24 protein-coding genes and 1 tRNA gene are annotated in these 23,387 nt (G+C 54.5%); 13 read left to right on the top strand and 12 right to left on the bottom strand.

From position 1 onward, the window contains the following. The first annotated feature begins 50 nt into the window (after positions 1–50). From PED39_02265 to PED39_02250, 4 genes are all read left to right on the top strand, one after another. Positions 51–126 (top strand) — tRNA-Phe (locus tag PED39_02265). 32 nt (positions 127–158) lie between these two features. Next, positions 159–335 (top strand): hypothetical protein, encoded by a 177-nt coding sequence (locus PED39_02260; GenBank protein ID WII08041.1) that lies wholly within the window; start codon positions 159–161, stop codon positions 333–335. Further along, on the top strand, positions 317–856 hold the full coding sequence (locus tag PED39_02255; protein WII08040.1) for a DUF531 family protein: 540 nt from the start codon (positions 317–319) through the stop codon (positions 854–856). Before PED39_02260 ends, PED39_02255 begins: the two co-directional genes overlap by 19 nt. Positions 857–1,114: 258 nt before the next feature. Continuing rightward, positions 1,115–2,074, top strand: coding sequence for a polyprenyl synthetase family protein (locus PED39_02250; GenBank protein WII08039.1), 960 nt, complete (start codon positions 1,115–1,117; stop codon positions 2,072–2,074). Here the strand turns inward: PED39_02250 and purM are convergent, their stop codons facing one another. The 4 genes from purM to PED39_02230 all read right to left on the bottom strand — a co-directional run bounded on the left by purM (position 2,075) and on the right by PED39_02230 (position 5,789). After that, positions 2,075–3,091 (bottom strand): phosphoribosylformylglycinamidine cyclo-ligase, encoded by a 1,017-nt coding sequence (gene purM, locus PED39_02245; GenBank protein WII08038.1) that lies wholly within the window; start codon positions 3,089–3,091, stop codon positions 2,075–2,077. It abuts the gene before it with no gap. A 67-nt stretch (positions 3,092–3,158) separates the two neighbouring features. Continuing rightward, a complete protein-coding gene (locus tag PED39_02240; GenBank protein ID WII08037.1) occupies positions 3,159–3,560 on the bottom strand; it encodes an RrF2 family transcriptional regulator in 402 nt (133 codons plus the stop codon). Position 3,561: 1 nt separating this feature from the next. Next, a complete protein-coding gene (cysK, locus tag PED39_02235) occupies positions 3,562–4,488 on the bottom strand; it encodes a cysteine synthase A (GenBank protein ID WII08036.1) in 927 nt (308 codons plus the stop codon). Between the two features lie 5 nt (positions 4,489–4,493). After that, a complete protein-coding gene (locus PED39_02230; GenBank protein ID WII08035.1) occupies positions 4,494–5,789 on the bottom strand; it encodes an O-acetylhomoserine aminocarboxypropyltransferase/cysteine synthase in 1,296 nt (431 codons plus the stop codon). Positions 5,790–5,894: 105 nt separating this feature from the next. Here PED39_02230 and metA point away from each other — a divergent pair, with 105 nt between their 5' ends. Genes metA through PED39_02210 form a run of 4 tightly spaced genes read left to right on the top strand, consistent with a single transcriptional unit; the run spans position 5,895 to position 8,942 of the window. Next, positions 5,895–6,821, top strand: a complete 927-nt coding sequence (gene metA, locus PED39_02225) for a homoserine O-succinyltransferase (protein ID WII08034.1) — start codon at positions 5,895–5,897, stop codon at positions 6,819–6,821. 5 nt (positions 6,822–6,826) lie between these two features. After that, positions 6,827–8,008 carry a cysteine desulfurase NifS gene (nifS, locus tag PED39_02220; protein ID WII08383.1) on the top strand — a complete coding sequence of 394 codons (1,182 nt, stop codon included), beginning with the start codon at positions 6,827–6,829 and terminating at the stop codon, positions 8,006–8,008. Positions 8,009–8,010: 2 nt separating this feature from the next. After that, positions 8,011–8,451, top strand: a complete 441-nt coding sequence (nifU, locus tag PED39_02215; GenBank protein WII08033.1) for a Fe-S cluster assembly scaffold protein NifU — start codon at positions 8,011–8,013, stop codon at positions 8,449–8,451. Then, positions 8,448–8,942: a DUF3877 family protein gene (locus tag PED39_02210; protein ID WII08032.1), complete on the top strand. Its 495-nt coding sequence runs from the start codon at positions 8,448–8,450 to the stop codon at positions 8,940–8,942. Before nifU ends, PED39_02210 begins: the two co-directional genes overlap by 4 nt. Here the strand turns inward: PED39_02210 and gltS are convergent, their stop codons facing one another. Both gltS and PED39_02200 read right to left on the bottom strand, forming a co-directional pair. Continuing rightward, on the bottom strand, positions 8,943–10,100 hold the full coding sequence (gene gltS / locus PED39_02205; protein WII08031.1) for a sodium/glutamate symporter: 1,158 nt from the start codon (positions 10,098–10,100) through the stop codon (positions 8,943–8,945). It abuts the gene before it with no gap. A gap of 53 nt (positions 10,101–10,153) precedes the next feature. After that, positions 10,154–10,660, bottom strand: coding sequence for a flavodoxin family protein (locus PED39_02200; protein WII08030.1), 507 nt, complete (start codon positions 10,658–10,660; stop codon positions 10,154–10,156). A gap of 256 nt (positions 10,661–10,916) precedes the next feature. Between PED39_02200 and PED39_02195 the strand changes: the two genes are divergently transcribed. Together PED39_02195 and PED39_02190 are read left to right on the top strand one after the other, a co-directional pair. Next, a complete protein-coding gene (locus tag PED39_02195) occupies positions 10,917–11,600 on the top strand; it encodes an RlmE family RNA methyltransferase (protein ID WII08029.1) in 684 nt (227 codons plus the stop codon). Next, positions 11,597–12,217: a fumarylacetoacetate hydrolase family protein gene (locus tag PED39_02190; protein WII08028.1), complete on the top strand. Its 621-nt coding sequence runs from the start codon at positions 11,597–11,599 to the stop codon at positions 12,215–12,217. The genes PED39_02195 and PED39_02190 overlap by 4 nt, the downstream gene beginning before the upstream one ends. Before the next feature lie 3 nt (positions 12,218–12,220). Here the strand turns inward: PED39_02190 and PED39_02185 are convergent, their stop codons facing one another. Together PED39_02185 and PED39_02180 are read right to left on the bottom strand one after the other, a co-directional pair. Further along, positions 12,221–14,965, bottom strand: coding sequence for a DEAD/DEAH box helicase (locus PED39_02185; protein ID WII08027.1), 2,745 nt, complete (start codon positions 14,963–14,965; stop codon positions 12,221–12,223). A 48-nt stretch (positions 14,966–15,013) separates the two neighbouring features. Next, positions 15,014–16,234, bottom strand: coding sequence for a (Fe-S)-binding protein (locus PED39_02180; protein WII08026.1), 1,221 nt, complete (start codon positions 16,232–16,234; stop codon positions 15,014–15,016). A gap of 158 nt (positions 16,235–16,392) precedes the next feature. On the opposite strand from PED39_02180, the gene PED39_02175 reads away from it, so the two are divergent. Continuing rightward, positions 16,393–17,562: a hypothetical protein gene (locus PED39_02175; protein ID WII08025.1), complete on the top strand. Its 1,170-nt coding sequence runs from the start codon at positions 16,393–16,395 to the stop codon at positions 17,560–17,562. Here PED39_02175 and PED39_02170 read toward each other — a convergent pair. Beyond that, positions 17,555–18,430 (bottom strand): EamA family transporter, encoded by an 876-nt coding sequence (locus PED39_02170; GenBank protein WII08024.1) that lies wholly within the window; start codon positions 18,428–18,430, stop codon positions 17,555–17,557. The genes PED39_02175 and PED39_02170 overlap by 8 nt on opposite strands. A gap of 161 nt (positions 18,431–18,591) precedes the next feature. Here PED39_02170 and PED39_02165 point away from each other — a divergent pair, with 161 nt between their 5' ends. Next, positions 18,592–18,939, top strand: a complete 348-nt coding sequence (locus PED39_02165) for a hypothetical protein (protein ID WII08023.1) — start codon at positions 18,592–18,594, stop codon at positions 18,937–18,939. A 28-nt stretch (positions 18,940–18,967) separates the two neighbouring features. Here PED39_02165 and PED39_02160 read toward each other — a convergent pair whose 3' ends face one another. Further along, complete coding sequence (locus PED39_02160; protein ID WII08022.1) at positions 18,968–19,825, bottom strand: DUF1638 domain-containing protein; 858 nt, start codon at positions 19,823–19,825, stop codon at positions 18,968–18,970. 45 nt (positions 19,826–19,870) lie between these two features. After that, positions 19,871–20,905, bottom strand: a complete 1,035-nt coding sequence (locus PED39_02155) for a hypothetical protein (GenBank protein WII08021.1) — start codon at positions 20,903–20,905, stop codon at positions 19,871–19,873. A 103-nt stretch (positions 20,906–21,008) separates the two neighbouring features. Between PED39_02155 and PED39_02150 the strand changes: the two genes are divergently transcribed. Further along, a complete protein-coding gene (locus PED39_02150) occupies positions 21,009–21,488 on the top strand; it encodes a hypothetical protein (GenBank protein WII08020.1) in 480 nt (159 codons plus the stop codon). An 18-nt stretch (positions 21,489–21,506) separates the two neighbouring features. On the opposite strand, the gene PED39_02145 is transcribed toward PED39_02150, so the two are convergent. Beyond that, positions 21,507–23,372 (bottom strand): SpoIIE family protein phosphatase, encoded by a 1,866-nt coding sequence (locus PED39_02145; protein ID WII08019.1) that lies wholly within the window; start codon positions 23,370–23,372, stop codon positions 21,507–21,509. Positions 23,373–23,387: the final 15 nt, after the last annotated feature.

Here is a 23,387-nt window from a genome sequence, read left to right as displayed (position 1 = left end):
GGAAAGGTTCAAAAAGGCTTATAAATAGAATGTCCATAGGGGGAAATTGCGCCGTGGTAACTCAGTTGGGAGAGTGCGTGACTGAAGATCACGAAGTCGCTGGTTCGAGCCCGGCTCACGGCACCATCTCTTCTATCATATCGTTTTGAGGCCATCTCATGGAACCCGACCGCATCTTCATAAACTTCCGCGAGGAGAGCATGACGATGATGCAGGTCATAAACAAGGTGGCCGAGCTGCAGAAGCAGTATCCCGAGTACGAGATCTTCATGGACGGAGACGCTTACGCTATAGTCGGAAGGAGGAGGAAGGAGCGATGGGAAGAGGAAGGATAACCATAGGTCTGTACAACTCCTACGATCAGAACTTCAGGGAGCCTCACAGGCGCATCATCGCACGTGCAGGGGACCTCGCCATGGCCTTCGATATGAATCTGGCTCTTTTCGGTTTCCCGATCCCGGAGGACACCCGCACGCCGGTGGAGGTGGCCAATTGGATCGCCGGAACCACCAGCATCGGCCATCACGGCGACTACTTCGTGGACCTCGCCGAGAAGGGGCGCTTCCAGAAGTACCCCTATCCCTCAAAGGGTTTCCCTCCGCAGCTCGGCGAGCCCGTGCTCACCACATGCAGGGCCGAGGAATCCAAGAAGGTGACCGTGGGGCAGCTCACGGACATGGTGGAGAACGGCCAGAGCATCCTCCTTGTGTTCGGCATAGGCCCGCACGGAGTGCCCAAGGATGTCATGAAGATCCCGAGATACAACTTGGACATCACCACCGGGGGATTCTCGTTAGAGACATGCGCAGCCCTTGGATCCGTGGTCGGGGCGCTATACTCCAAGCTCAACTACTGACCGCATTCCAGTCACTTCATCTGGGGTCAATGCGGCACTCTTGCCTATAATCCGGCTTGGCCGTTGCAAGGAGAGAAGAACAAGGGCATGAACTAAATTCTGTTCAACCCGCCTGACAACGTCAATACTTCACGAGAGCATGACCTAGGAAGACCTCATCGATATCCTACTCTATGTCGTTCCTCGACACGTGAACCCCCTGGATAGAAGGCTTCGTCATGACCAATTTTATTATAATACCGAGCGCATCCGTGGCCTATGGCTGAGGGATCTCGCGGCTGGCAAGATGTTATCTCCGATGATCTGGTGGAAGTTTCCAAGATCATGCGTGAGGCCACCCGCGACGGGAATGCGGAGGTGCAGGAAGTCATGGACTACGCACTCGATTCTCCCGGCAAGCTCATACGTCCCTCTATGGTCCTGCTCGTGTGCAATGCATGCGGTAAGAAGCCCGACATCCATGCCAAGAAGTACGCCGCAGCGGCAGAGCTGGCACACATGGCCACACTGATCCACGACGACATCAACGATGAGAGCGAGAACCGCCGCGGGAAGCTTGCGACGTACAGGAAGTACGGTGTCCGCAAGGCACTCACGACAGGGGATGTCATGCTGGTCAAGGCGATGTCACTGTTCGATTCAAACCCTCAGCTCCTGCAGAGCATCATCGACATGGGTTCGTCCCTTGCGGACAGCGAGTTCCTCCAGTACAACCACAAGTTCGACCTGGACATCCTCGAGCAGGAGTACTATCAGGTCATCTCCGGTAAGACAGCGGCCTTCCTGGCCGAATGTGCAAAGACCGGCGCCATAGCAGCAGGTGCATCCGACGAGCTCATCGAGGAGATGGGACGCTTCGGACAGCTGTACGGCATGGCATTCCAGATAGCGGACGATCTCATAGACCTGTTCGGTTCCGAGAAGGTCTCCGGTAAGACGGCTATGAGGGACCTCAGCGAAGGGGTCATAACACTGCCCACAATCCTTGCCATCCGCGACGTCAAGATCGGCAACAAGATCCGCGGAAAGATCAAGAAGGGAGCCTCTCTGGACGAGATCCGCGATATGATCCTCCAGACCGAGGCCGTGGATGACTGCAAGCTGATCATCAAGGATTATGTAGATGAGGCTGTGGACTGTCTTTCCGTTATCCCCGACAGCGAGTACAAGACCTCGCTAATACAGCTGGCCGAGCTCAACCTGAACAGGCTGAGCTGATCAGTAGTGATCGTACAGTATGTTTCCGGGTTCCAACAGTACCCCGTCGCCCTTCTGGACGCGTCCGACTACCTCGGCGTTCTGATACTTCTTCGCGATCTGCTCAGCATCCTCGGCAGGGGCGATTATGGTGAATCCCATGCTCATGTTGAGGGTCTGGTAGATCTCCTTGTCCTCGACCTCTCCCAGCTCCTGGAGCTTGGTGAAGATGGGCGCGGGCTTGACGGGATCGCTGATGACGTACTGGAGTCCCTTCCTCATACGGAGGATGTTCCTCAGTCCGCCGCCGGTGATGTCCACCAATCCGTGGACGTTGAAGTTGGAGGTGATCTCGAGGACCTGCTTGACATAGATCTCGGTGGGTGTGAGGAGCTCTTCTCCGATGGTCTTGGACAGACCGGATACCTTGTCGTTCCAACCGATGTTGTTGGCCTCTACGATCTTCCTTGCCAGTGTAAGTCCGTTTGAGTGGATTCCGGAGGATCTCAGGGATACGATGAGGTCACCCTCCTCGCAGGTGGATCCGGTGATGATCTTGTCCTTCTCCACGTATCCGAGGCAGGTTCCCGAGAGGTCGACGCCGTTCACGATCTCGGGGAGGACGGCTATCTCCCCTCCGACGATCTCCATGTTGGACAGCTCCGCACCCTTCTGGAGTCCGATACCGATCTCCTTGGTGATGTCCTCGTTGGGCTTGTCGATGGCGATGTAGTCAACGAAAGAAGTGGGCTCCGCGTTCACGCAGATGGTGTCGTTGACGTTCATGGCGATGCAGTCTATACCTACGGTGTCCCATTTGTTCAAGGCCTCGGCGATCATGAGCTTCGTACCGACACCGTCTGTGGCGAGTGTGATGTACTTGTCTCCGAAATCGATCAGGCTTGCGAAGAGTCCGGGCATGCGGACGTTCTGACCGATGCCATCCCTCTTGTACTCCAGCTTGTCGACCAATGCCTTGATCGCGTTCGATTTCTGATCGATGCTCACGCCCGATTTCTCGTAGGTCCAACCGCTCATCGTGATCCTCTGGAGAAGGGTATGGATAGAGGGTTTTTATGGGTTGGGATTGTGCTCTGGAAAAGCTTCACATGAGATCCGTCAGCTTGACGGTGTCTAGATAGTCGGACATGATATCGTCCAGCTTCTTCCACATGGGAAGGGTCTTGCAGGTGTCCGCCTTGGGGCAGACGAATCCTCCAGTGAGGCATGCCACAGGGGCCATCTGGTCCTCGGATACCCTGAGGATCTCGCCGACCGTATACTGGTCGGCAGGCTTGGACAGCTTGTAACCGCCGCCCTTGCCTGCCACACCGGTCACCAGACCGGATTCCTTTAGGTTCGGCATTATGGATTCCAGGTACTTGAGGGACAGTTCCTGTCTCTCGGCGATATCCTTCAAAGGGACGGTGGCGCCCTCGCCCTGCTCGGCCATGTCAAGCATCACGCGCAACGCGTACCTTCCCTTTGTGGATACCAGATAACTCATTTCATGCCTCGAACAGTGCTGTGGACAGATACCTCTCGCCCGTGTCGGCGAATATCGCGACGATGTTCTTGCCCTCGTTGGCGGGATCCTTCGCCAGCTGGATGGCCGCAGCCAATGCCGCTCCGGCGGAGATCCCTACGAGGATGCCCTCGGTCTTTCCAATGAGTCTACCGTTTATGAATGCATCGTTATCCTCTACGGCGATGACCTGGTCGTAGATCCCGGTATCGAGGGTGTCGGGGACGAATCCCGCACCGATTCCCTGTATCTTGTGAGGCCCGGTCTTGCCCTCGGAGAGGAGAGGTGATCCCTTGGGCTCCACAGCCACGACCTTCACGTTCGGGTTCTTGGATTTCAGATACTTCCCTGTTCCCGAGATTGTACCTCCGGTACCGACTCCGGCCACCAGGATGTCGACCTTCCCGTCCAGATCCTTGTAGATCTCCGGGCCGGTCGTCTTGAAGTGGATCTCGGGGTTGGCAGGATTCACGAACTGTCCGGGTATCACAGAGTTGGGGATCTCCTTCACCAGCTCCTCGGCTTTCGCAACTGCTCCCTTCATTCCCTTGGCCCCCTCTGTAAGGACCAGTTCTGCCCCGTAAGCCTGGATGAGCTTGCGGCGCTCGATGGACATGGTCTCGGGCATGACCAGTTTGATCTTGTAGCCGCGGGCGGTCGCTATCGATGCCAGGGCGATACCGGTGTTCCCGGAGGTCGGTTCGATGAGGACAGTGTCCTTGTTTATCTTACCCTGCTTCTCCAGTTCGTCGATCATCGCCTTCGCGATCCTGTCCTTGACGGAACCGGCCGGGTTGAAGAACTCTATCTTACCGTAGATGTTGGCCTTCAGCCCCAGCTCCTGTTTTATCCTTTTGAGCTCCACCAGGGGAGTTCCTCCGATCGTTTGATCTATCGATGTGTACAACATGTATCTCACTCTTTGACTGCTTCGAATCCTTGTTTGAGGTCGTTTATGATATCGTCTATGTGCTCCGTTCCGATCGACAGGCGTATGGTCGTCGGTTTGATCCCGCATGCCAGCAGATCCTTCTCGTCCAGCTGCGAATGCGTCGTGGATGCGGGGTGTATCACCAGGGATTTTACGTCCGCCACGTTGGCCAGGAGGGAGAAAAGCTTCAGCGATTCTGTGAATTTCTTCGCCGTGTCCGCATCCCCTTTGATCTCGAAGGTGAAGATAGATCCCGCTCCTTTGGGGAAGTACCTGTCGTAGAGCTCCTTCTTCTTTCCAGTCTCCAAAGAGGGATGGTTGACCTTCTCCACCTGAGGATGGTTCTTGAGGAATTCCACCACCTTCAGCGCGTTCTCGATGTGACGGTCCGTACGGAGGGACAGCGTCTCCAATCCCAACAGCAGGAGGAAAGAGTTGAACGGTGAGATGGCGGCTCCCTGGTCCCTCATGAGGGTGGTGCGGATCTTCACGACGAATGCAGCCTTGCCGACGGCTTCCGTGAACACCACTCCGTGGTAGGACGGATTCGGTTTGGAGAGAGTCGGGAACTTGTCGTTCTGTGCCCAGTCGAAGTTGCCGCTGTCGACTATCACACCTCCCATCGCCACACCGTGACCGCCGATGAATTTGGTCGCGGAGTGCACCACGATGTCCGCTCCGTGCTCTATCGGCCTGAAGACCGAAGGAGGGCTGAACGTGCTGTCGACGATCAGAGGGATCCCGTTCCCATGCGCTATCTTGGAGATCGCATCGATATCGGCGACATCGGAGTTGGGGTTCCCCAGCACCTCGGTGTACAGCAGCTTGGTGTTCTTCTTGATCGCTTTCCTGAAGTTCTCGGGATCGGAAGGGTCGACGAAAGTGGTCTCGATGCCCTGTTCCCTGAGCGTGTTGGCCAATAGATTGAATGTACCCCCATAGAGGTTGGTAGACGCGACGACATGGTCGCCTGCCAAGGCTATGTTCTGTATGGCATACGTTATGGCCGAAGAGCCTGACGATGTCGCCAGAGCCGCCACTCCTCCTTCCAAAGCTGCAATTCTCTCCTCCAGTACGGAAGAGGTGGGGTTCATGAGCCTTGTGTAGATGTTACCGGGTTCGGTGAGTGCGAAGCGTCCTGCCGCAGTCGCCGAGTCCTTGAATACGTAGGATGTGGTCATATAGATGGGTACAGCGCGGGAGTCGGTCGCAGGATCGGCCTCCTCCTGACCAGCATGTACCTGCAGTGTCTCGAGTTTGTATCCATTCGGTGTTGTCATTGGTTCACCAAAGGCTATAACAAGAATGTTGGATAAAAACCTACCTATTAAATTGGTAGGAATTACTAAATACGCAGTTTGGGTTGAGGTGGATAGGTGGAGCAGATGCCGATCAACATACCAGACGGACTCCCGGCCTTCAAGGCCCTGGAGGATGAGAACATATTCGTGATGAAGGAGACGAGGGCTCTAAGTCAGGATATCAGGCCTCTTAAGATAGGAATATTGAATCTTATGCCTACGAAGGTGGAAACCGAGATTCAGCTCATGAGGCTACTCAGCAACACCCCTCTCCAGATAGACATCACCTTGCTGATCCCGGCGACACATGATTCCAAGAACACCTCCCACGAATACCTGGAGAGGTTCTACAGGACATTCGATGACATCAAGGAAGGCAATCTGGACGGTCTGATCATCACCGGGGCCCCGCTGGAGGACATCGAGTTCGAGGAGGTGGACTACTGGGATGAGCTCTGTGCTATCATGGATTGGTCCAAGACGCACGTGACCACCACCATCTACATCTGCTGGGCGTCACTTGCCGGGCTCTACCACAACTACGGCATCGGGAAGCAATCCCTTCCTGCCAAGAAGGCGGGTATCTTCGGATATAGGAACACGATGCCCAGCGAGCCTCTCATGAGAGGGATCGACGACATCTTCAGAGTGCCTCAGTCCAGATACGCCACCGTCCTAGCGGACGATATCCTCGCCTGCCCGAAGCTCCACATCGCAGCCATCGACGACAACAGGGATGTGGCTGTCGTGATCTCCGACAACGCGGAGATCTACATCACGGGGCACATGGAATACGACCTCAACACTCTGGCCAACGAATATCAGAGGGATGTCGCAAAAGGAATAACCCCGGCCTTCCCGGTGAACTACTATCCGGGTGACGATCCCCAGTTCGACCCTATCCTGAGCTGGAGGAGCTATTCCACATTGATTTTCACCAATTGGCTGAACTATTATGTCTATCAGCTCACGCCTTACGACATCGGCAAAGCCGGAAAGATCAGAGGATGACAGTTATGCAGAACGTATATCTTGATAATGCAGCGACCGCACGCATGAAGAAAGAGGCACTGGATGCCATGCTCCCGTATTTCATGGACGAATACGCGAATCCGTCCAGCATCCACGCGATGTCAAGGAACCCCAGGGCGGCGGTGAAGAAGGCCAGGGAGCAGATAGCGTCATGCATCAATGCGGACCCGTCGGAGATATTCTTCACTTCAGGCGGTACCGAATCGGACAACTGGGCTCTAATCTCCGGAATGGAGATGCTGGAGAAGAAGGGAAAGCATCTGATAATCTCCACCATAGAGCACCATGCGATCCTGGAGACCTCCTACTATCTGGAGAAGAGGGGATTCGAGGTGACGAGAGTCGGGGTGGATTCCGATGGAATCATCAGAATGGATGAGCTGGAGAAGGCCATCAGACCGGATACAGTTCTGATCTCGGTGATGACAGCGAACAATGAGATCGGTTCCATACAGCCTATCGCGAAGATAGGGAAACTCGCGCATGAGAAGGGCATCCTGTTCCATACGGATGCGGTGCAGGCATTCGGACACATCCCGCTCGATGTCAAGTCCATGGATATTGATATGATGAGTGCCAGCGGCCACAAGTTCGGTGCACCCAAAGGTGTCGGCTTCCTTTACGTGAAGAAGGGGATCAGACTGCCTCCTTTCATGCATGGAGGGGAGCAGGAAGAAGGCCGCAGGGCAGGTACGACGAACGTTCCCGGCATAGTCGGGATGGGAGTCGCAGCCGAGATCTCATGTAGGGAAATGGCCGACAACGCGACAAAGCTCACGGAACTCCGCGACCATCTCATCGACCGTGTCCTTACCGAGATTCCGTATTCCAGGCTCAACGGTTCAAGGGACAAGAGGCTTCCAAGCAACGCGGACTTCAGCTTCGAGTTCATCGAGGGGGAGTCCATGCTGATGAGCCTGGGCATGAAAGGCGTTTTCATCTCAACAGGATCCGCATGCGCATCAGGATCGCTCGACCCTTCCCATGTGCTGTTGGGGATCGGACTTCCGCACGAGATAGCCCACGGTTCCATCAGGGTATCGATACCGGAGGGCACCACCATGGAGCAGATAGACTATGCGGCCGACTGTCTGAAGCAGACGGTAGAGAGCATGAGGGCCATCTCTCCGCTATATGACGATTTTATCAGAAAACAGAGGGAGTGAACATGTACGACGGAGAATACAGCGACAAGGTGATCGACCACTTCACCAACCCCAGGAATGTCGGGGAGATCGAGAATCCCTCGGGAGTGGGAACGGTCGGAAACGCGAAGTGCGGGGACATAATGAGGATCTTCCTCAACATCGATGAGAACGGAATCATCAGGGATTGCAAGTTCAAGACCTTCGGGTGCGGAGCAGCCGTCGCCAGCAGCAGCATGGCCACAGAGATGGTCAAAGGCAAATCCGTGCAGGAGGCCATGGAGATCACCAACAAGGCGGTAATGCAGGCTCTGGACGGACTCCCTGTTGTCAAGATACACTGCTCCCTTCTGGCGGAGGAAGCAATCCATGCGGCGCTTTGGGATTACTGTCAAAAGACAGGCACCGTAATCGAGGGATTGAAACCTCCAAAGGCGGACATCAACGATGAGTGCACCATATGAACGGAGACGAACTGTTCTCCAGGGTGATCACCACCATCCAGGAGATGTATCTGAAGATCGGGGATTCCTACGGGAGCGTGTCGCTCTACTATCCTTTCGAGAGCGATGATCCCATCGAGGATGAGTTCCGTCATGCCGCAGCCGATTTCCCGGATATGTTACTGGAGAGGCTGCCACAGCGTCTGAGGGTGACAGTCAGCGAGAAGGATTGTGTCCGCATATCGAAGATGCCCGTCAAGGAAACCATCAGGGACATGGTGACGATCACCAAAGGCGGGACAGGCATCGATGCCGTGAAGGAATACATCGGCAGCAGGTATCCGGATTCCAAGATGGTGAAGTCGGGCTACATCGATTTCGACTGGATACTGACTTTCCCTGAAGGGCTGGATGACGATGTGTACTGTCTTTCAGAAGAATTGGGACGGGTGACCTATCACAGGTTCTCCAAGGAAGAGTATCTGGCCTTGGGATTCGAGATCCCGGAATGATCACAGTACGTTCAGCAGGACCGTCAGAACGCTGACGTTGATGAGGTCCATGAAGACCCCTCCTATGAGGGGCACTATGAAGTAGGCGACCGGGGCGGGACCGTTCTCCGATATCATCGCTTCAACGTTGGCGACGGCGTTCGGCGTCGCACCCATACCGAACCCCATTGTTCCCGATACCAGTGCGGCCGAATCGAAGTTGGCACCGGTGAATCTGAACACCAGATGGTAGGCGAAGATGCTCAGCGCCACCGTCTGTATGAGGAGGGTGATCACCATCACGGCCGCCAGATCCGCCAGCTGCCACAGCTTGATGGACATGAGGGCCATGGAGAGGAACAGACTGAGGCAGACCCATCCTATGGTCTCGATCTCCTTGTTGGGCAGGGTGAAACCGAGGACATCGGCCACATTCCTGACGATTATCGCCACGATCAATGCCCCCAGATAGGTCGGCAATGCAATTCCGACCATGCTCAAGGCATTGTTGATGAGGGTTCCCAGACCCATACAGATCACCAGCAGAAGGAAAGCGACCAGGAATTCATGCGGCGATATGATCCTCTCCTTCATCTCCTCCTTTTCATCGATCTCTCCTTCGGAAACGAGATTGTGTTTCTTCACAAGGCGCCTTCCAAGGGGTCCGCCCAGCATACCTGCTATGGCCAGTCCGAACGTCGCGGCCGCTATGGCAACGACATCGCCTCCCACGAGTCCGTAGTCCTCCACAAGGACCTGGCCGTAGGCTGCTGCCGTTCCGTGACCGCCTGTCAACGATATCGAGCCCAGGGCCAATCCGTACTTGGGGTCCAGGCCGAACGCGCTCACGCTCACGATGCCTATGACATCCTGCATGACGACCATCATGAGGGCCAGGATGACCATGACCACGAGGATCCTGCCGCCGGACTTCAGCATCTTGAAGGATGCCATGAAACCCACCGAGCAGAAGAACACTCTCATGCAGATGTCCTTGATCGTCTCGTCGAAGGTGATCTCGGCCACGCTCCCGGAATGCAATATCAGCATCGCCAGAGAGAAGATGAGTCCGCCTACCACCGCTGCGGGTATGCAGAACTTCCTGAGCGCAGGGATCTTGTTGATGAGGTATCCTCCGAAAACTAGAACTATCGCACCGATGGCGGCGCTTTGATACATATCGAACTGCAGTTCTATCACGGAGGCACTTCCTTTGGATACGCCACAAATCGTCAGTTGATCGATGCACCGAGGTCGTGGGCCTGTTGGGTCCCTCCGGATCCCAGTACCTCTCCGAGGCTGTTCCATCCCACGCTGTCCACGAAGTTCCTGTACCAATCCACCGACAGGTCATACTGCGGATCGTCCGATGTCATCAGCAGGGCGCAGTCCCTCTGGCAGGCCTCGAAGCCGTATTTGGAGAACATCGCGAACAATCTGTCGACGGTGGTCTTGAGGGGTCCGGCCACTCCCAGGAAGTACACAGGCGAGGACAGGACCACGACATCGCACTCCTTGAATGCGTCGTAGATCTGCGTCATCTCATCCTTCTGAGCGCATGGATCCGCATTGCGGGTGCATCCCATGCATGCGAGGCATCCGCGGATGCTCATTGTCTGAAGGTAGAACTCCTTCACAGAGTTCCCGGATTCCTTGGCTCCCTTGGTGAACGATTCGACCAGGGCGGCCGTGTTTCCGTTCTTCCTTGCGGCTGCATTCAGTATGATGATGTTGGACATGATGGAGGGGGATTGGCATGTTCGCATATAATCTATTCATGGGATAATTCAGGTACGAATCGTGGTCAGGCGTCGATTATCGTTCGCTACTCAGGTATAATTTCGCATTCTTTACCTGAACAAATCGAAATTTACGACGCAGATGCATCAATGTCGGATGTCAGCGTGTATGTCATCCAAAAGGTGCTCAAGCTGACGATGGGGAGGGTTGGAGCATTCCCGACAACCTTAATATGAGAACCCCGTAACCAGATTCATGGCCGACCTACACGACCGTTGGGTTGCAGAGAGGAGGAACGAGCACTACTACAAGCTCGCCAAGAAGCTCAATTACCGCTCCAGGGCATCCTTCAAGCTCATCCAGATCGACGAGAGGTTCGGCATTTTCAAGGAAGGCGACTCAGTTGTGGACCTGGGAGCATGTCCCGGAGGATGGTGTCAGGTCGCCCAGGAGAGGACCTGGCCCAACGGCCATGTCATCGGTGTCGACCTGAGGTATATCAAGCCCATGGACGGCGTGGAGTTCATCATCGGCGACATCACCGAGGATTCCACCATGAGGGAGCTCCTCAACAGGTTCCACGGGAAGGCGGACGTCGTCCTATCCGATATGGCGCCCAATATCGCCGGCCATTATTCAACCGATCACGCCAGATCCATCAATCTCTGCATGTTCGCTGTCGATGTCTGCGACCGCATCCTGAAGAAGGAAGGGAAGCTGGTCATGAAGGTCTTCATGGGAGACATGTTCGATTCGCTGAAGGAAGAGCTTGAGAAGCGCTTCCAATCGGTTAAGGTCCATTCGCCGGATGCGTCCAGACCTACATCTTCGGAGGTCTATGTGATCGCCCAGGGATTCTACGGCAAATCCGTCAAGCTGAAGGATGTCACCGAGAAGGAGAAGAAGCCGGAGTTCACGGTCAAAGGCGGATTCATATGAAACCTACTAAGATCGTCTGCATCGGATGGAACTACAAATCGCATGTCTCCGAGCTCAAGTCCAAGCTCCCTGAGGTGCCTACGATATTCTTCAAACCCACCAGTTGCTTGATTGGAGACGGTGACGAGATAGTGATCCCGGAAGGTGTGACGAATGTGCAGCACGAGGTGGAACTGGCGCTCATCTACGGAAAGGACTGCAAGGACGTCTCTGAGAAGGACGCGATGTCATACATCTCCCATGTAGCTGTTTTCAATGATGTGTCCGCCAGGGATATGCAGTGGAAGGCACGTGATGAAGGCAACACATGGGATTTGGCCAAGGGCATGGACACCTTCGGACCGATGTCCGATCCCGTGCCGATCGAGAACGCAGGCGACCTGCAGAACCTAGAACTCGAGCTGACGGTCAACGGCGAGGTCAGGCAGAAGGGCAACACCGCCAACATGATCTTCACCCTGCCATGGATGGTCTCTTACGTCTCCAGGTTCATCACGATGTACGAGGGCGACATCCTAATCACGGGCACACCTGAAGGTGTATCCGAGATCAAGCCCGGTGACACCGTCGTAGCGAAAATTCAGAACGTGGGCACTCTGACCAACAAGGTCAGATGAATATCAATCCCAGAATCTCTTGTTCTTCGCGAAGAGTATCTCCGCATTCATGATCTCTCTGAGGAACTCATCCTCGTCAGTGTGCAGTGTACGAAGGATCCTGGCCGCTGTATCCGGGCCGATCCCTCTTCCTGCCAGTACAAGGGCTGCCCTGTTGCCTTGTTCAGCGATGAGATTCGCATTGCGGCTCATCTTCTGGAGGTCCAGCTTCTCCTGTTTAGAAAGGGCGGGTTCCTTGATCAGCTTCACCGTATCCCTCTCGTAGTTCTTCAGAGCTGCGATCATAACTCCTCCGCATTGGGGGCATTTGAATTTCTTCGGGGCATCCCCGACCCTGAACCTGGTCTGGGAACCGCAGTGCATGCAAGATGCGAACAGGATCTCATCCTCCAGCCTCTTCTTCAGCGCCATCAGGATGGAATGGTCCGCACGCACAGGCTGCATCAGTTCCTTCGATCTCGTGATCCCTTCTAGAGCGATATGCGACAGCCTCTGGACCTTCATCTCTATCTCACCGTCGGCGATCATCTTCACGACCTTCTCGGTGTTGGGGATGTCCAGATCCTCCCACAGGACCTTGTTAATCGCCTCGGTGTAAGCCGGTGTGTCCTTGTGGAGGTCGAACAGCCTTCCGAAGTTCATGAAGCGATGGTCCGCCTCCTTCTCCACGATACCGAACTTCTTCGCCACATAGACGAATCTCCATCTCAGGAACGATGAGTTGAGGATGGTCATCCTGGCCAATGCTTCCACGGTTCCCGGTTTGACGGACCTGATGGTGTTCATCATGGTGTCCTTGTCCACGTATCTGGGCAATTCGAGGATGATACGGTAGGGATCGGTCGTCACACCTATGGATTCCCCGAGGCGTGCGCTCAGGAGAGCTGAGTAGATCTTCCCCAGAGTCTCGTTCACCCTGCTCCCGAAGCAGCAGTTGACTATCGCCATCTGCTGGGCCAGGTCTATCGTGACCATCTTGTCGGTGGGCATGATCGATTTCTCGTCCTGTTCCGCGAAGTATTGCTTCAGGACCCTCACGCATCCTTCGTCGCCGGGATAGTCGCCGAAGTTCCTGAGCCTCCTCATCCTGCCGACCTCCATGGCGATCTCGAAGGGAACAGGGATATCCGATCCCACCCAGTTCGGGACTGAACCAACCTCCTTGGCCTCCTCGACCAGGATCTCGTCCTCCCTCATCTCGACTATGCGCCAGGTGCGTCCTTTGGCGATGAACATGGCGTATTCCTCGGCGAACGATGCGACGAAGCTTTCGTCCAGCGTACCGATTATTGCCCTGGTCCCGATGTCGCGGATAAGATACGTCCTCTCGTCAGGGATCATCGAGATGTTGTCGTAGAAGTAGTTCATCCCTTTCTTGGAGCGCTTGAAGGTGTTGCCGTCGTCGAAGACCATCTTGATGCTCTTCAGCTGCTCCAGCACATCCAGCATCTGACCCATGGTCAGGTTCCTGAATGGATAGGCGTTCCTCATGACCTTGTAGGCCAGCTCCTTGTCCATAGCGCCGCTCATGGTCATGGCGATGAGCTGGTTGGCCACCACTGATAGCGGGCATTCCCTGCCCTCGAAGAACTCCAGCTCCTTGGAGTCTGATTTCCTGGCGACGACCATGGCCTCCGCCACCTCGTCAGGTGCGGTAGCGATTATCTTCGCCCTGATGACCTCCCCGATCCTGTGGCCGGCCCGTCCAGCGCGCTGAATCATACGGGAGACCTGTCTGGGGGAATTGTATTGGATTACCATCTCCGTGGTACCGACATCTATTCCCAATTCCAGGGACGATGTGCAGATGAGGCACTTCACGTCCCCTCTTTTGAAGCGGTCCTCCATCTCCATCCTGTTCTCCTTGGACAGGGATCCGTGGTGGACCTCGATCGATATGTTGTCATCCCAAAGGTGGTAACGGGCGGCGAGCCACTCGGCCGTCTCCCTGGTGTTCACGAAGAACAGTGTGGAATTGCCGCTCTCGACTATCTGTCTGGCTCTCTTCATCACCGCCAGTATGTCGGGGTCGCTCTGGAGCTTGTCGATGAGCTCCGAATCCTTATCGGCAGGCTCTGGGCTCTCGACCTTTATGTCGAATTCCCTGAAGGTGTCATGCTTCCTCACGACGACCTCCCTGTTGTTGCCCGCCAGGAAATTCGCTACATTCTCGATATTACCGACGGTGGCGGAAAGGCCGATCCTCTGATAGTTGCCCGCCAGGAGCACCAGTCTTTCAAGACCTACGCTCATCTGGGCCCCTCTCTCGGTGTTGGCCAGCTCATGTATCTCGTCCACGATCACCCATTCCACATTCTTCATGTGCTGGGCGAGCCTCTTGCCGGTGAACATCACCTGTAGGGTCTCCGGAGTGGTGATTAGGATCTCGGGGGGATGCTCGGACTGCTTGTTCCTCTCGGCTTGGGATGTGTCCCCGTGCCTCACGCCAACCGTTATGCCCAGTTCCCTGCCGTAGTCCTCCATCCTCTTCAGCATGTCCCTGTTCAGGGCCCTGAGGGGAGTGATGTAGATGCATCTGATCCCGGGCTTCCCCTGCGATCTCTTGATCATCTCCAGGATGGGCAGGATGGCGGCCTCCGTCTTCCCTATTCCGGTCGGGGCCACGAGAAGCAGGTTCTCTCCCCTGATGATCCTGGGGATGGAGTCGGCCTGGGGAGGTGTCGGTTCGGTTATCCCCTTCTCCGCCAGGACGCGTACGATGTCGGGGCAGAGTTCGGGGAATGTCATGAAAAACGTAAGATAGGGGGCCGGAGCCCCCTTTGATATGTTCGGGTTTCAGGCTTTGTCCGCTGCGGGCTCTTCGGGTTTGGGCGCGGTGACCTCGAGGAGGACCTGTGAGAGATCCATGACCTTGATGGGCGAGCCGATCTTCTTAGCGGCCTGGCTGAGGTTCAGGGCACAGAAAGGACAGCAGCTGACGAGGACGTCCGCTCCGGTCTCCTCCGCATCGTGCACCCTCTCGATTCCGATGTTGAGAGCGAAATCGGGGTATGTGCTCTTGTATCCTCCTCCGGCACCGCAGCACCTGGAGTTCTCCCTGGACCTCTCCATCTCGACGAACTCGACGCCCTTGATCTTCTTGAGGACGTTCCTGGGTGCGTCGTAGACACCGGAGTGCCTTCCGAGGTGGCAGGGGTCGTGGTATGTGACCTTGTGGTTGAACTCGTTGTTCAGCGGGAGCTTCCTGTCGTTGATGAGCTGCTCCACGTACTGAGAGAAGTGGTAGACGTTCTGTCCGGCCTTCGCGTAGAACCTTCCGAAGTCGCAGGAGACTGTCTTGTAGCATCCGGAACAGGTCATGACCATGTCCTTCGCTCCCATTCCATCCGCCTTCTCGACGTTGTGCTGGGCGCAGTCTGTGGACTCCTTCTCGTTTCCTGTCCTGATGAGGGGTGACGAACAGCACCACTCGTCGGGTCCGAGGCAGTTCATCTGGACGCCTGCGCGGTCCAGGACCCTGACTCCGGCCTGTGCGATGTGCTGCATCCTGTAGGATCCGGTACATCCTGCGAAGAAGATGACGTTAGCAGGGAGGTGCCTCTCGACATCCTCGGGCCACCATGCATCCCTCTTCGAGTCGGGCTCGTTGTAGGGGTTGTGGTTGGCGTGGATGCTCTTTCCCATCATGACCGCTGCGGGCATGGGTCCGATTCCGATCTCCACCATCCACTTCCTCATCGTCTCCCAGAGGTCGACGAGGCGGATCTTGGCGTGACAGACAACCTCACAGTTTCCGCATCCTGTGCACTTGTACATGGCGTCAACGAACTCAGGGCTGAGTGATACGGGCCTTCCGAGCATCTTGTCCATTCCGCCGCGTCCCATCAGGTCCAGCTGCTTGAGGTAGTAGATCTTTCCCCTGGGGGTGACTGAGTCCCAAGGTGTCTGGGCGTGAGCCTCGCAGACATCGATACAGTATCCGCACTGAACGCACTGTGTGAGTTCCTGCGAGATCTGAGGCATGTTTATGATTTTGAGTCCCATTAATTCTGGCATTCTTATTCCTCTTGGAGCGGGGGTGCTCCGGATGTAATGGATGTTCCACCGATTCACCTTATTTAAGTATTATAGGGTGGGATAGGCAATCCCGGCCGTCTGCGGGATGTTGTAATGAGAATAAATGAGATTTATATCTGTACAGCCATCATGTCCCCGTGAAGAGCGTCTACGACGATTGGACAGGGAACGTCGTCCCCGAAGCGGACATGCGCAGCTTCGACCCGGAGGCATTGAGAGCGATCAGGGCGACCTATGTGTCCGAGCATTCCGAGCACAGGGACGAGATCGCCGGCATGGACGATCAGGAGTTCCTGTCCCGCATCGGAGTCCTGAAGAGGGGCAAGGTGACGGTGGCCTCCATGATACTCATGGGAAAGGCGTCAGAGAGGGTGATCCCCTCCACCGTATGCATCAGATGGAAGCTCCTTGACGTGGACGGCTCTGTAGTCGATACCCGTACTGTGAACGGCTCCATGGTATTGGCCATAAGGAAGGTCGCATCCATCATCAGCAACTCAACGGTGAAGATAGAATCCGATGAGGGCCAGACATTCGTCAGCACCTACCGTGTCGCATCCCTCACGGAGGCGATGTTCAACGCTTTGCAGCATCAGGACTACACCATGGGAGGGACCATAGACGTCATCGAGCGCGAGAACGAATCCGTGACCGTGATGAGCAAAGGATCCTTCCCGGAAATGCAGCCGGAGTCCTTCGTAAAAGGTCAGAATCAGACCATGGCCTCCAGGAATGCCTTCCTCATCAAGGCCATGACCGAGATAGGCCTGGTGACCAATTCCGGTGCCGGTATCCGCAACTTCTACCTCTCCCAGATGCACAAGCATTTCCCCTTGCCGCATTTCACCATAACCGACGATTCCGTCTCAGTCACATTCCCGGGAAGAAGGGAAGGAGCAGTGGCGCGTGCGTTGGACATCCATTCGAACATGTCCGTGCAGGACATCCTGGACCTCGACCGTTTGGATTCAGGGAGGTACATCCCCGACAGGAGGATGCAGGCGCTGATCTCAGAGGGACTGGTCACGGTCTATGACGGGGTCCCCTGCATAAACCTCTCCCACGAGGATCCCTCGTCCCTTTTCAGCAAAGGTTCCGATCAGAGCGCTGTTCTGAATCTGATCAAGGAGAATGGCTCGGTCACCCGTGCGGATGTGGTGGACGTTCTGAGATTCAGGGACAGGAAGGGACTGACAGACGAGCAACTGTCGGTCAAGGCCACTAACATCCTCCAGAATCTTAGGAAGGACGGCAGGGTGAGGAAGTCCGAGGGCAGCACGCGTTCTGCCAGGTACGAGCTCATCTGAATGCGGTGTCCTTCCTGGTGTTCAGCATTATCACCGATACCAGGATCAGAGCTATACCGAGTACATTCATCCACCCGAACTCGTCGCCGACGATTATGCTGAGGACGGTAGCGACCATCGGCTCGACGAACGCTATTATGGATGCCTTGCCGGCCTCCATGCCCCTCAGTCCGGTTGTGTAGAAGAAGTACGGCAGGATCGTGGACACTATGCCCAGTCCGAGCACATTGAGCAGGATATCGGTATTCATGCAGGCTCCCAGGACATAAGGCACATCGGTGAACGGCACCAGGCATAACGTTGCGACAAGGAACGTGTAGAACAGCACCGTTAGCAGACTGTACTTCTCCAGTGCGTACTTCCCGAATATCGAGTAGAGGGAGTAGCCGAATCCGGCCAGCACTCCGAACGCGATTCCTATGTTGAGGTCGCCGAATCCTAGGCCTGTGGTGAAAACGCATCCGATGAACGCGATGACCAGTGCCAGCACCTTGTTCTTGGTCATCTTCTCCTTGAACAGTATGGCCGACATGACGACCACGAAGCACGGCGCGGTGTACAGCAGGACCGATGCCGTGGAAAGCGAGACCATCTGCTGCGTCGTGAAGTACATGATGTTGAAGAACACGATGCTGAAGAGACCCGTGCCCACGAACATCCATATGTCCCTGGGCTCTATTCTGAGCTTCTTCTTGTCTACCGAGAGTATGACAAGGAACATAGCAACCAGTGTGATGAGGCACCTCGTGAAGGTCATCTGCAGAGGGGACACGTCGTATGCGTAGAGAGAACGTGTGAAGATCCCGATGATTCCCCAGAGCGATGCACCTATCATGACGTATATCGCTGGAAGGAGATCGGACCTCATGCTATCGTTCCTGCGAACGGTCATGATAATAAATATTCAACGATGGCTGGGTTCATCAGATGGTTCGATAATTTAAACTATGTGCCAGCGTTTGATTATTAATCAAATAATTGACTAAAAATCCAGTAATTAATATTTGTTAAATTGTTATATGAATGAGCATGTCCAAGAATCCGCCGCCGGCATATGACCCGGTGTCCCATCAGATTCTTGAGTATCTGCTCGATCATGATGAGGCTAAGGCATCAGACCTTTTCCATCTAGCGACCTGGAGGGCACTGGAACCCCGTTTGAACCAACTGATAGCGGACGGGCTCCTGACGATGAGGACGATGGAGACCGGGAGGAAGATCAGGTTCTTCTCGCTGACGATGAAAGGGCATGTATGCGCTGTCCTCTCACGTTTGCTCATCAGGACATATCGCGGTCAGTTCAAGTTCGAGGATATGGAGTTCATAGAGCAGGTGGACGGGCTGGAGAAGTTCACGAGTCCCCAGTCGAAGAAGTGATAGGACTCAATCTCGCAGGTCTTACAGTTCATTCGTTTTTCTTCAGGAATGATTTGCATCTGCTGTAAAGGTCATCGGTGGGCTGTAGGTCTGCCCATCCATCCTCGGCCATCCTTATGGTGAGCCCAGTCCTCTCGGAAACCTTTTGGATATCTCTCTCGAAACCTTCCCTGTCGCCGATCCCGGTATCGATTTTCAGTATGTGCTCGTAACCGCCCAGAGAGAGCAGCCATCTCATGTAGCCGTCGCGTCCTGGGGCTATCCCTAAAGCTTCCCTCATCTCGTCGGTGAGGCTGGCCTCAGTGGCAGCGGACTCGGCCTGATCTGCCTCCATGAACTCGTCGTAGTTGGTGGCCATTGCAGGGAATATGTACAGATGTCCAGTGTACTTCTTCTGGAGCTCTATGTACTTGGGCCCTCCGGCGATGTTTATCCCCACGCAGTCATGACAGAGCTTGCCTTCCTTGTCGCAGAACATCGCGCCAGGTTTGTAGCCCTTTTCACTGCACCACTTGGGGATGTTCCATTCGAAGTTACCGCAGGTCCCCAGATAGAATCCTATGCCGTCCACGAAGGGCTGCATCTCCTCGGTGATGCCCTCCACGGTCTTCTTCAGTTCATCAGGTTTGGAATGGAGTCCGAGGTTGATCATGTAGATGATGATGGTGAACCTGTCCTGTTCCGGAACGAAGTTCCTGGAGATGATGTCGTTCCATGGAACGAGCCTGTAGCTCTGTCCGATGCCTTCCAGCTTGTTCTTGATGGAGGTGTTGTGATCGTTGTCGATAACGATGATGTTCTTCTCTTCGGGATCCTTGCCCAGACTGTAGGTCAGATTGTCATCGGTCATGGGGCAGACTATCAGTCCGAGGACTCCAGATGTCATGATCATCATTACATGAATGTCGTAGATAAAGGCATCTTCAGTTCATCAGATGAGATCGAAGTAATCCTTGAACCATCTCTTCGTCTGACGGATGAGCTCTGACAGCATGAACGATATCTTTCCTTGACCGGCAGGCCTCTCCCTCTTCTCTTCGATCGGGATCCTCTCGATCCTATCCGCACCGACATGGCTGGCCATCCAGGCCAGCAGTTTGTTCTCATATTCCCATAGATGCCTGATGTGCCTGTTCAGTATATGGATGACATAGAAGAACAGGAACGAGAAGTACAGGCCGACGACCATGAGTATGGGGTTAACTTCCGGAATGCTGAAGCCCAGACCGTTCGCGTATCTGATGCTGAATCTCAGCACAGTTGTCAGCACAAGGGAGATGACAATCAAGGCGACCTGGATCTCCACCTTGTTCTTCATCGTGCTGGGTTTCATCGGTTCGGGGAATCCTTTGCTGTCGAAGGTCCCTTTCAGCAATTCCGTGAACCTGCATAGGATGTCATCTATCTTGTTTAACTTGTAAACGCCGAACAGACTGGTGATGCAGAGGTTGGCGGCTGCGATCCCGAGGACGATGGTCTCCGGGGTCTTGAACTGGCCGTCCCCAGAACCCGAACGGAAATCCAATATGAAGAAACTCAGGGCCATCATCGCCACCATGGCGGCGAATATGAGGAACGAGACCATCCTTCCCCATACGATGCGCTGAGAGGCCACATCATCTGCCAGCAACCTGAGTTCTCTGGAATCCTTGTCGTTGTCCTCCACGAACTCGCATAGGGCATCGGTCCACACTATGGTACGGTCCGTATGCAGCTTGATGGATTTCATCAGCACATAGGTGATGAATGCCGCATCCATGGAGAAGAACAGTGCGATCAGGTATTCGCCTGCATCCGAAAAACCGAACCACACCCCTGATTCGATGTAGAGCCTGACGATCAGGAGTACGATGAAACTCAGGGAACCGGGGATTATCAGCAGCAACACTAACGGATTAATCGATATGTCCTTACCAGCACGGCGTAGAACGCAATCGAGGAATCTGTCCTCTGCCGACATGCCCATAATGGTACGATATTTTTAATTGTAAATAACCATTTTTGAGCCGATCGGCATGGAGTTGGGCGGTGAAAGGACCAGTATTGCGAGGATGCCTCGTATCCTATACTTGGTGGAAATATGCCTGGCCTACGTTCTGTCGTTCAACATCTACAAGTTCAGCGTCCTCTCGTATGGGCTGGACCTGTCCACTCTGGAGTCCTCTGTAAGGTACCTCTACATCCTGGGCTCAACCATCATCTCATCGGAGATGACCATAAGGACCATGGTAAAGCTGTCCTCGGCCCAGAAGAGGTCCTGGCAGCTGGCCAACAAGACCATGATCCTGCAGATATTCCTGGTCCTTCTGAACGGTTATGTGTTCGGGAACTGGGCAAGGAACCCGTTGATCCAATCCGAGGTTCCATTCGTATTCGTCTGCATCCTCTGCATGCTCATCATGTTCCTTCCGCATGTGAGGAAGTACTACACTCCTCCGATGGTCGGCACTACCGAGGCCAAGAAATGGATCCCCTACATTCTGTGGGATTTTACCAAGGACAGCAGGTACCATTACATCTTCGGTTACGATGACGACAAGAAGTCCTGAACGTCGAAGATCCGGACATCAGAAATGCTTCTTGAGGGTCAGGATGTTGGTTCCGTCCCTGTATTCGTATGAGCTTTCTTCCATGATGCTATTGACGATGATAAGGCCGAGTCCGCCTGCGCGCAGGTCGGTCTCTCCCTCTTCGTATGCATGATTTTCGACCTCTAGCTGATTGAAGGGTTTAGCATGATCGATTATCGTCAGGACGAATCCTCTGCTCTCGTCATCGAAGGACAGACGCACCAGGATCTCGCCGCCATTGTTCTCGTACCCGTACTTGATAATGTTGGACAACAGCTCATCGCCGACTATGACCATCTGCTTCTTGAAATCCTCGGGGAATCCGTGCTCGTTACCGAAGACTTCGATGTATTCCAGCATCTCAGGGATGTTATCGATCTTGGCATCGAAACTCCTCTCCTCGAAATAGTCCTTGTTGGCGTGATACTTCACGGTGAGAAGGGTGATATCATCGCTCTGAGGCGTATCCCCGACGAATTCCGCCAGATCATGCTTTATCGCGTCATGGAGTTTGATGACGGACTCATGGACCTGACCGTTCATCGTGTTCAGAAGTTTCTCGTCTCCGTAGAAATCGCCATCGGTATTCCTGGCCTCGGTCACACCGTCGGTGTAGAGGGTCATGCTCTCCCCAGGATTCAGAACGACCTCCTCATCGACGATGAAGGTCTTATTGAAGCATCCCAGCATGATCCCGGGGTTGCATTTCAGATAGCGGTAGTTCCCGTTGGAACCGATCAATACCGGGTTGTGTCCCGCGTTGGCGAACACTATATCTCCGTTCCTCTTGTCCAGAATGGCCAAGAAACAGGTCACGAACATGCTGGCGGAGTTACCCTTCTTGATGGAATCGTTTATCTCATTCAGGATCTGGGAAGGAGTTTTCCCTACTTTCGCGAAGTCCCTGAAGGCGGTGATGGTCTTCATCATGAACATGGCTGCCGGAACTCCCTTGCCAGAAACATCTCCGATAAGGAATGCGAAATGGTCCTTGTCGATCTCCAGATAATCGTAGAGGTCTCCACCGACCTCTTTCGCAGCCTTCAGCTCTGCGACGATCTCAATGCCTTTTATCGACAGATTCTTCTTGGGCAAGGTCTCCATCTGGATCTTCTTGGCGACCTCCAGCTCGGTCTTGCCCTTTTCAACCTCGTTGCTGGCGTTGACCTCATCCGCTAGGAGGGTCTTCGTCCTCTTGTTGAGATACATCACTCCGGCGAACAGCAGGATGATGAACAGCAGCCTTCCTCCCAGATACGCAGTCAGTATTACGTTGAATCTGTTCTCTCCAGCTAAGGCCAGGGCATCCAGGTATTGCTGCCTTCCCTCCGGTGTGTCCGGATAGATGTCAGGCAGAAGTTCGTTGTGGATGGTACCGCTGAGAACATCGACCTGACCAGAAAGGAGGTTGGAATCGTATTCTCCATAGAACACTCCCAGATACAGACAGCATATCATCGCTGTGATGACGGTCACGAAGACGATCATGCAGACCCGGGGGTTGTAATAATGCCCTGTAAGGGCGATACAGACGGCCCACCCAAGTATACCATGCTTCGGCATTATGATGTTCAGGATCGATATGGTCAGGATGAACAGGAACAGCACATAGTACTTGAACAGGGGATTGTAGAGATGCTTGCTCTTGTAGAACAGCATGGGGGTGAGCAGCAACACGACCACGATTGGAAGGATCGTTATCGTCAAATTGTATGTGAACTCTCCGACCTTGAACACGTTTGGGATGTAGGCCATCCACACCAGGATCGCCAGGGCCGCGGCCAGGAGCAGGACCAGGCACATGTGTCTATTGGCGTCGGCCTCATTCTTCGCATACGGACTTAGATATCCATCGTCGGTCATAATGAACACGTGTAA

It is taken from the genome of Methanomassiliicoccales archaeon LGM-RCC1 (genome assembly GCA_030168575.1).
Lineage (GTDB): Archaea > Thermoplasmatota > Thermoplasmata > Methanomassiliicoccales > Methanomethylophilaceae > Methanoprimaticola.
This window is presented reverse-complemented; position numbering and strand designations above follow the sequence as displayed.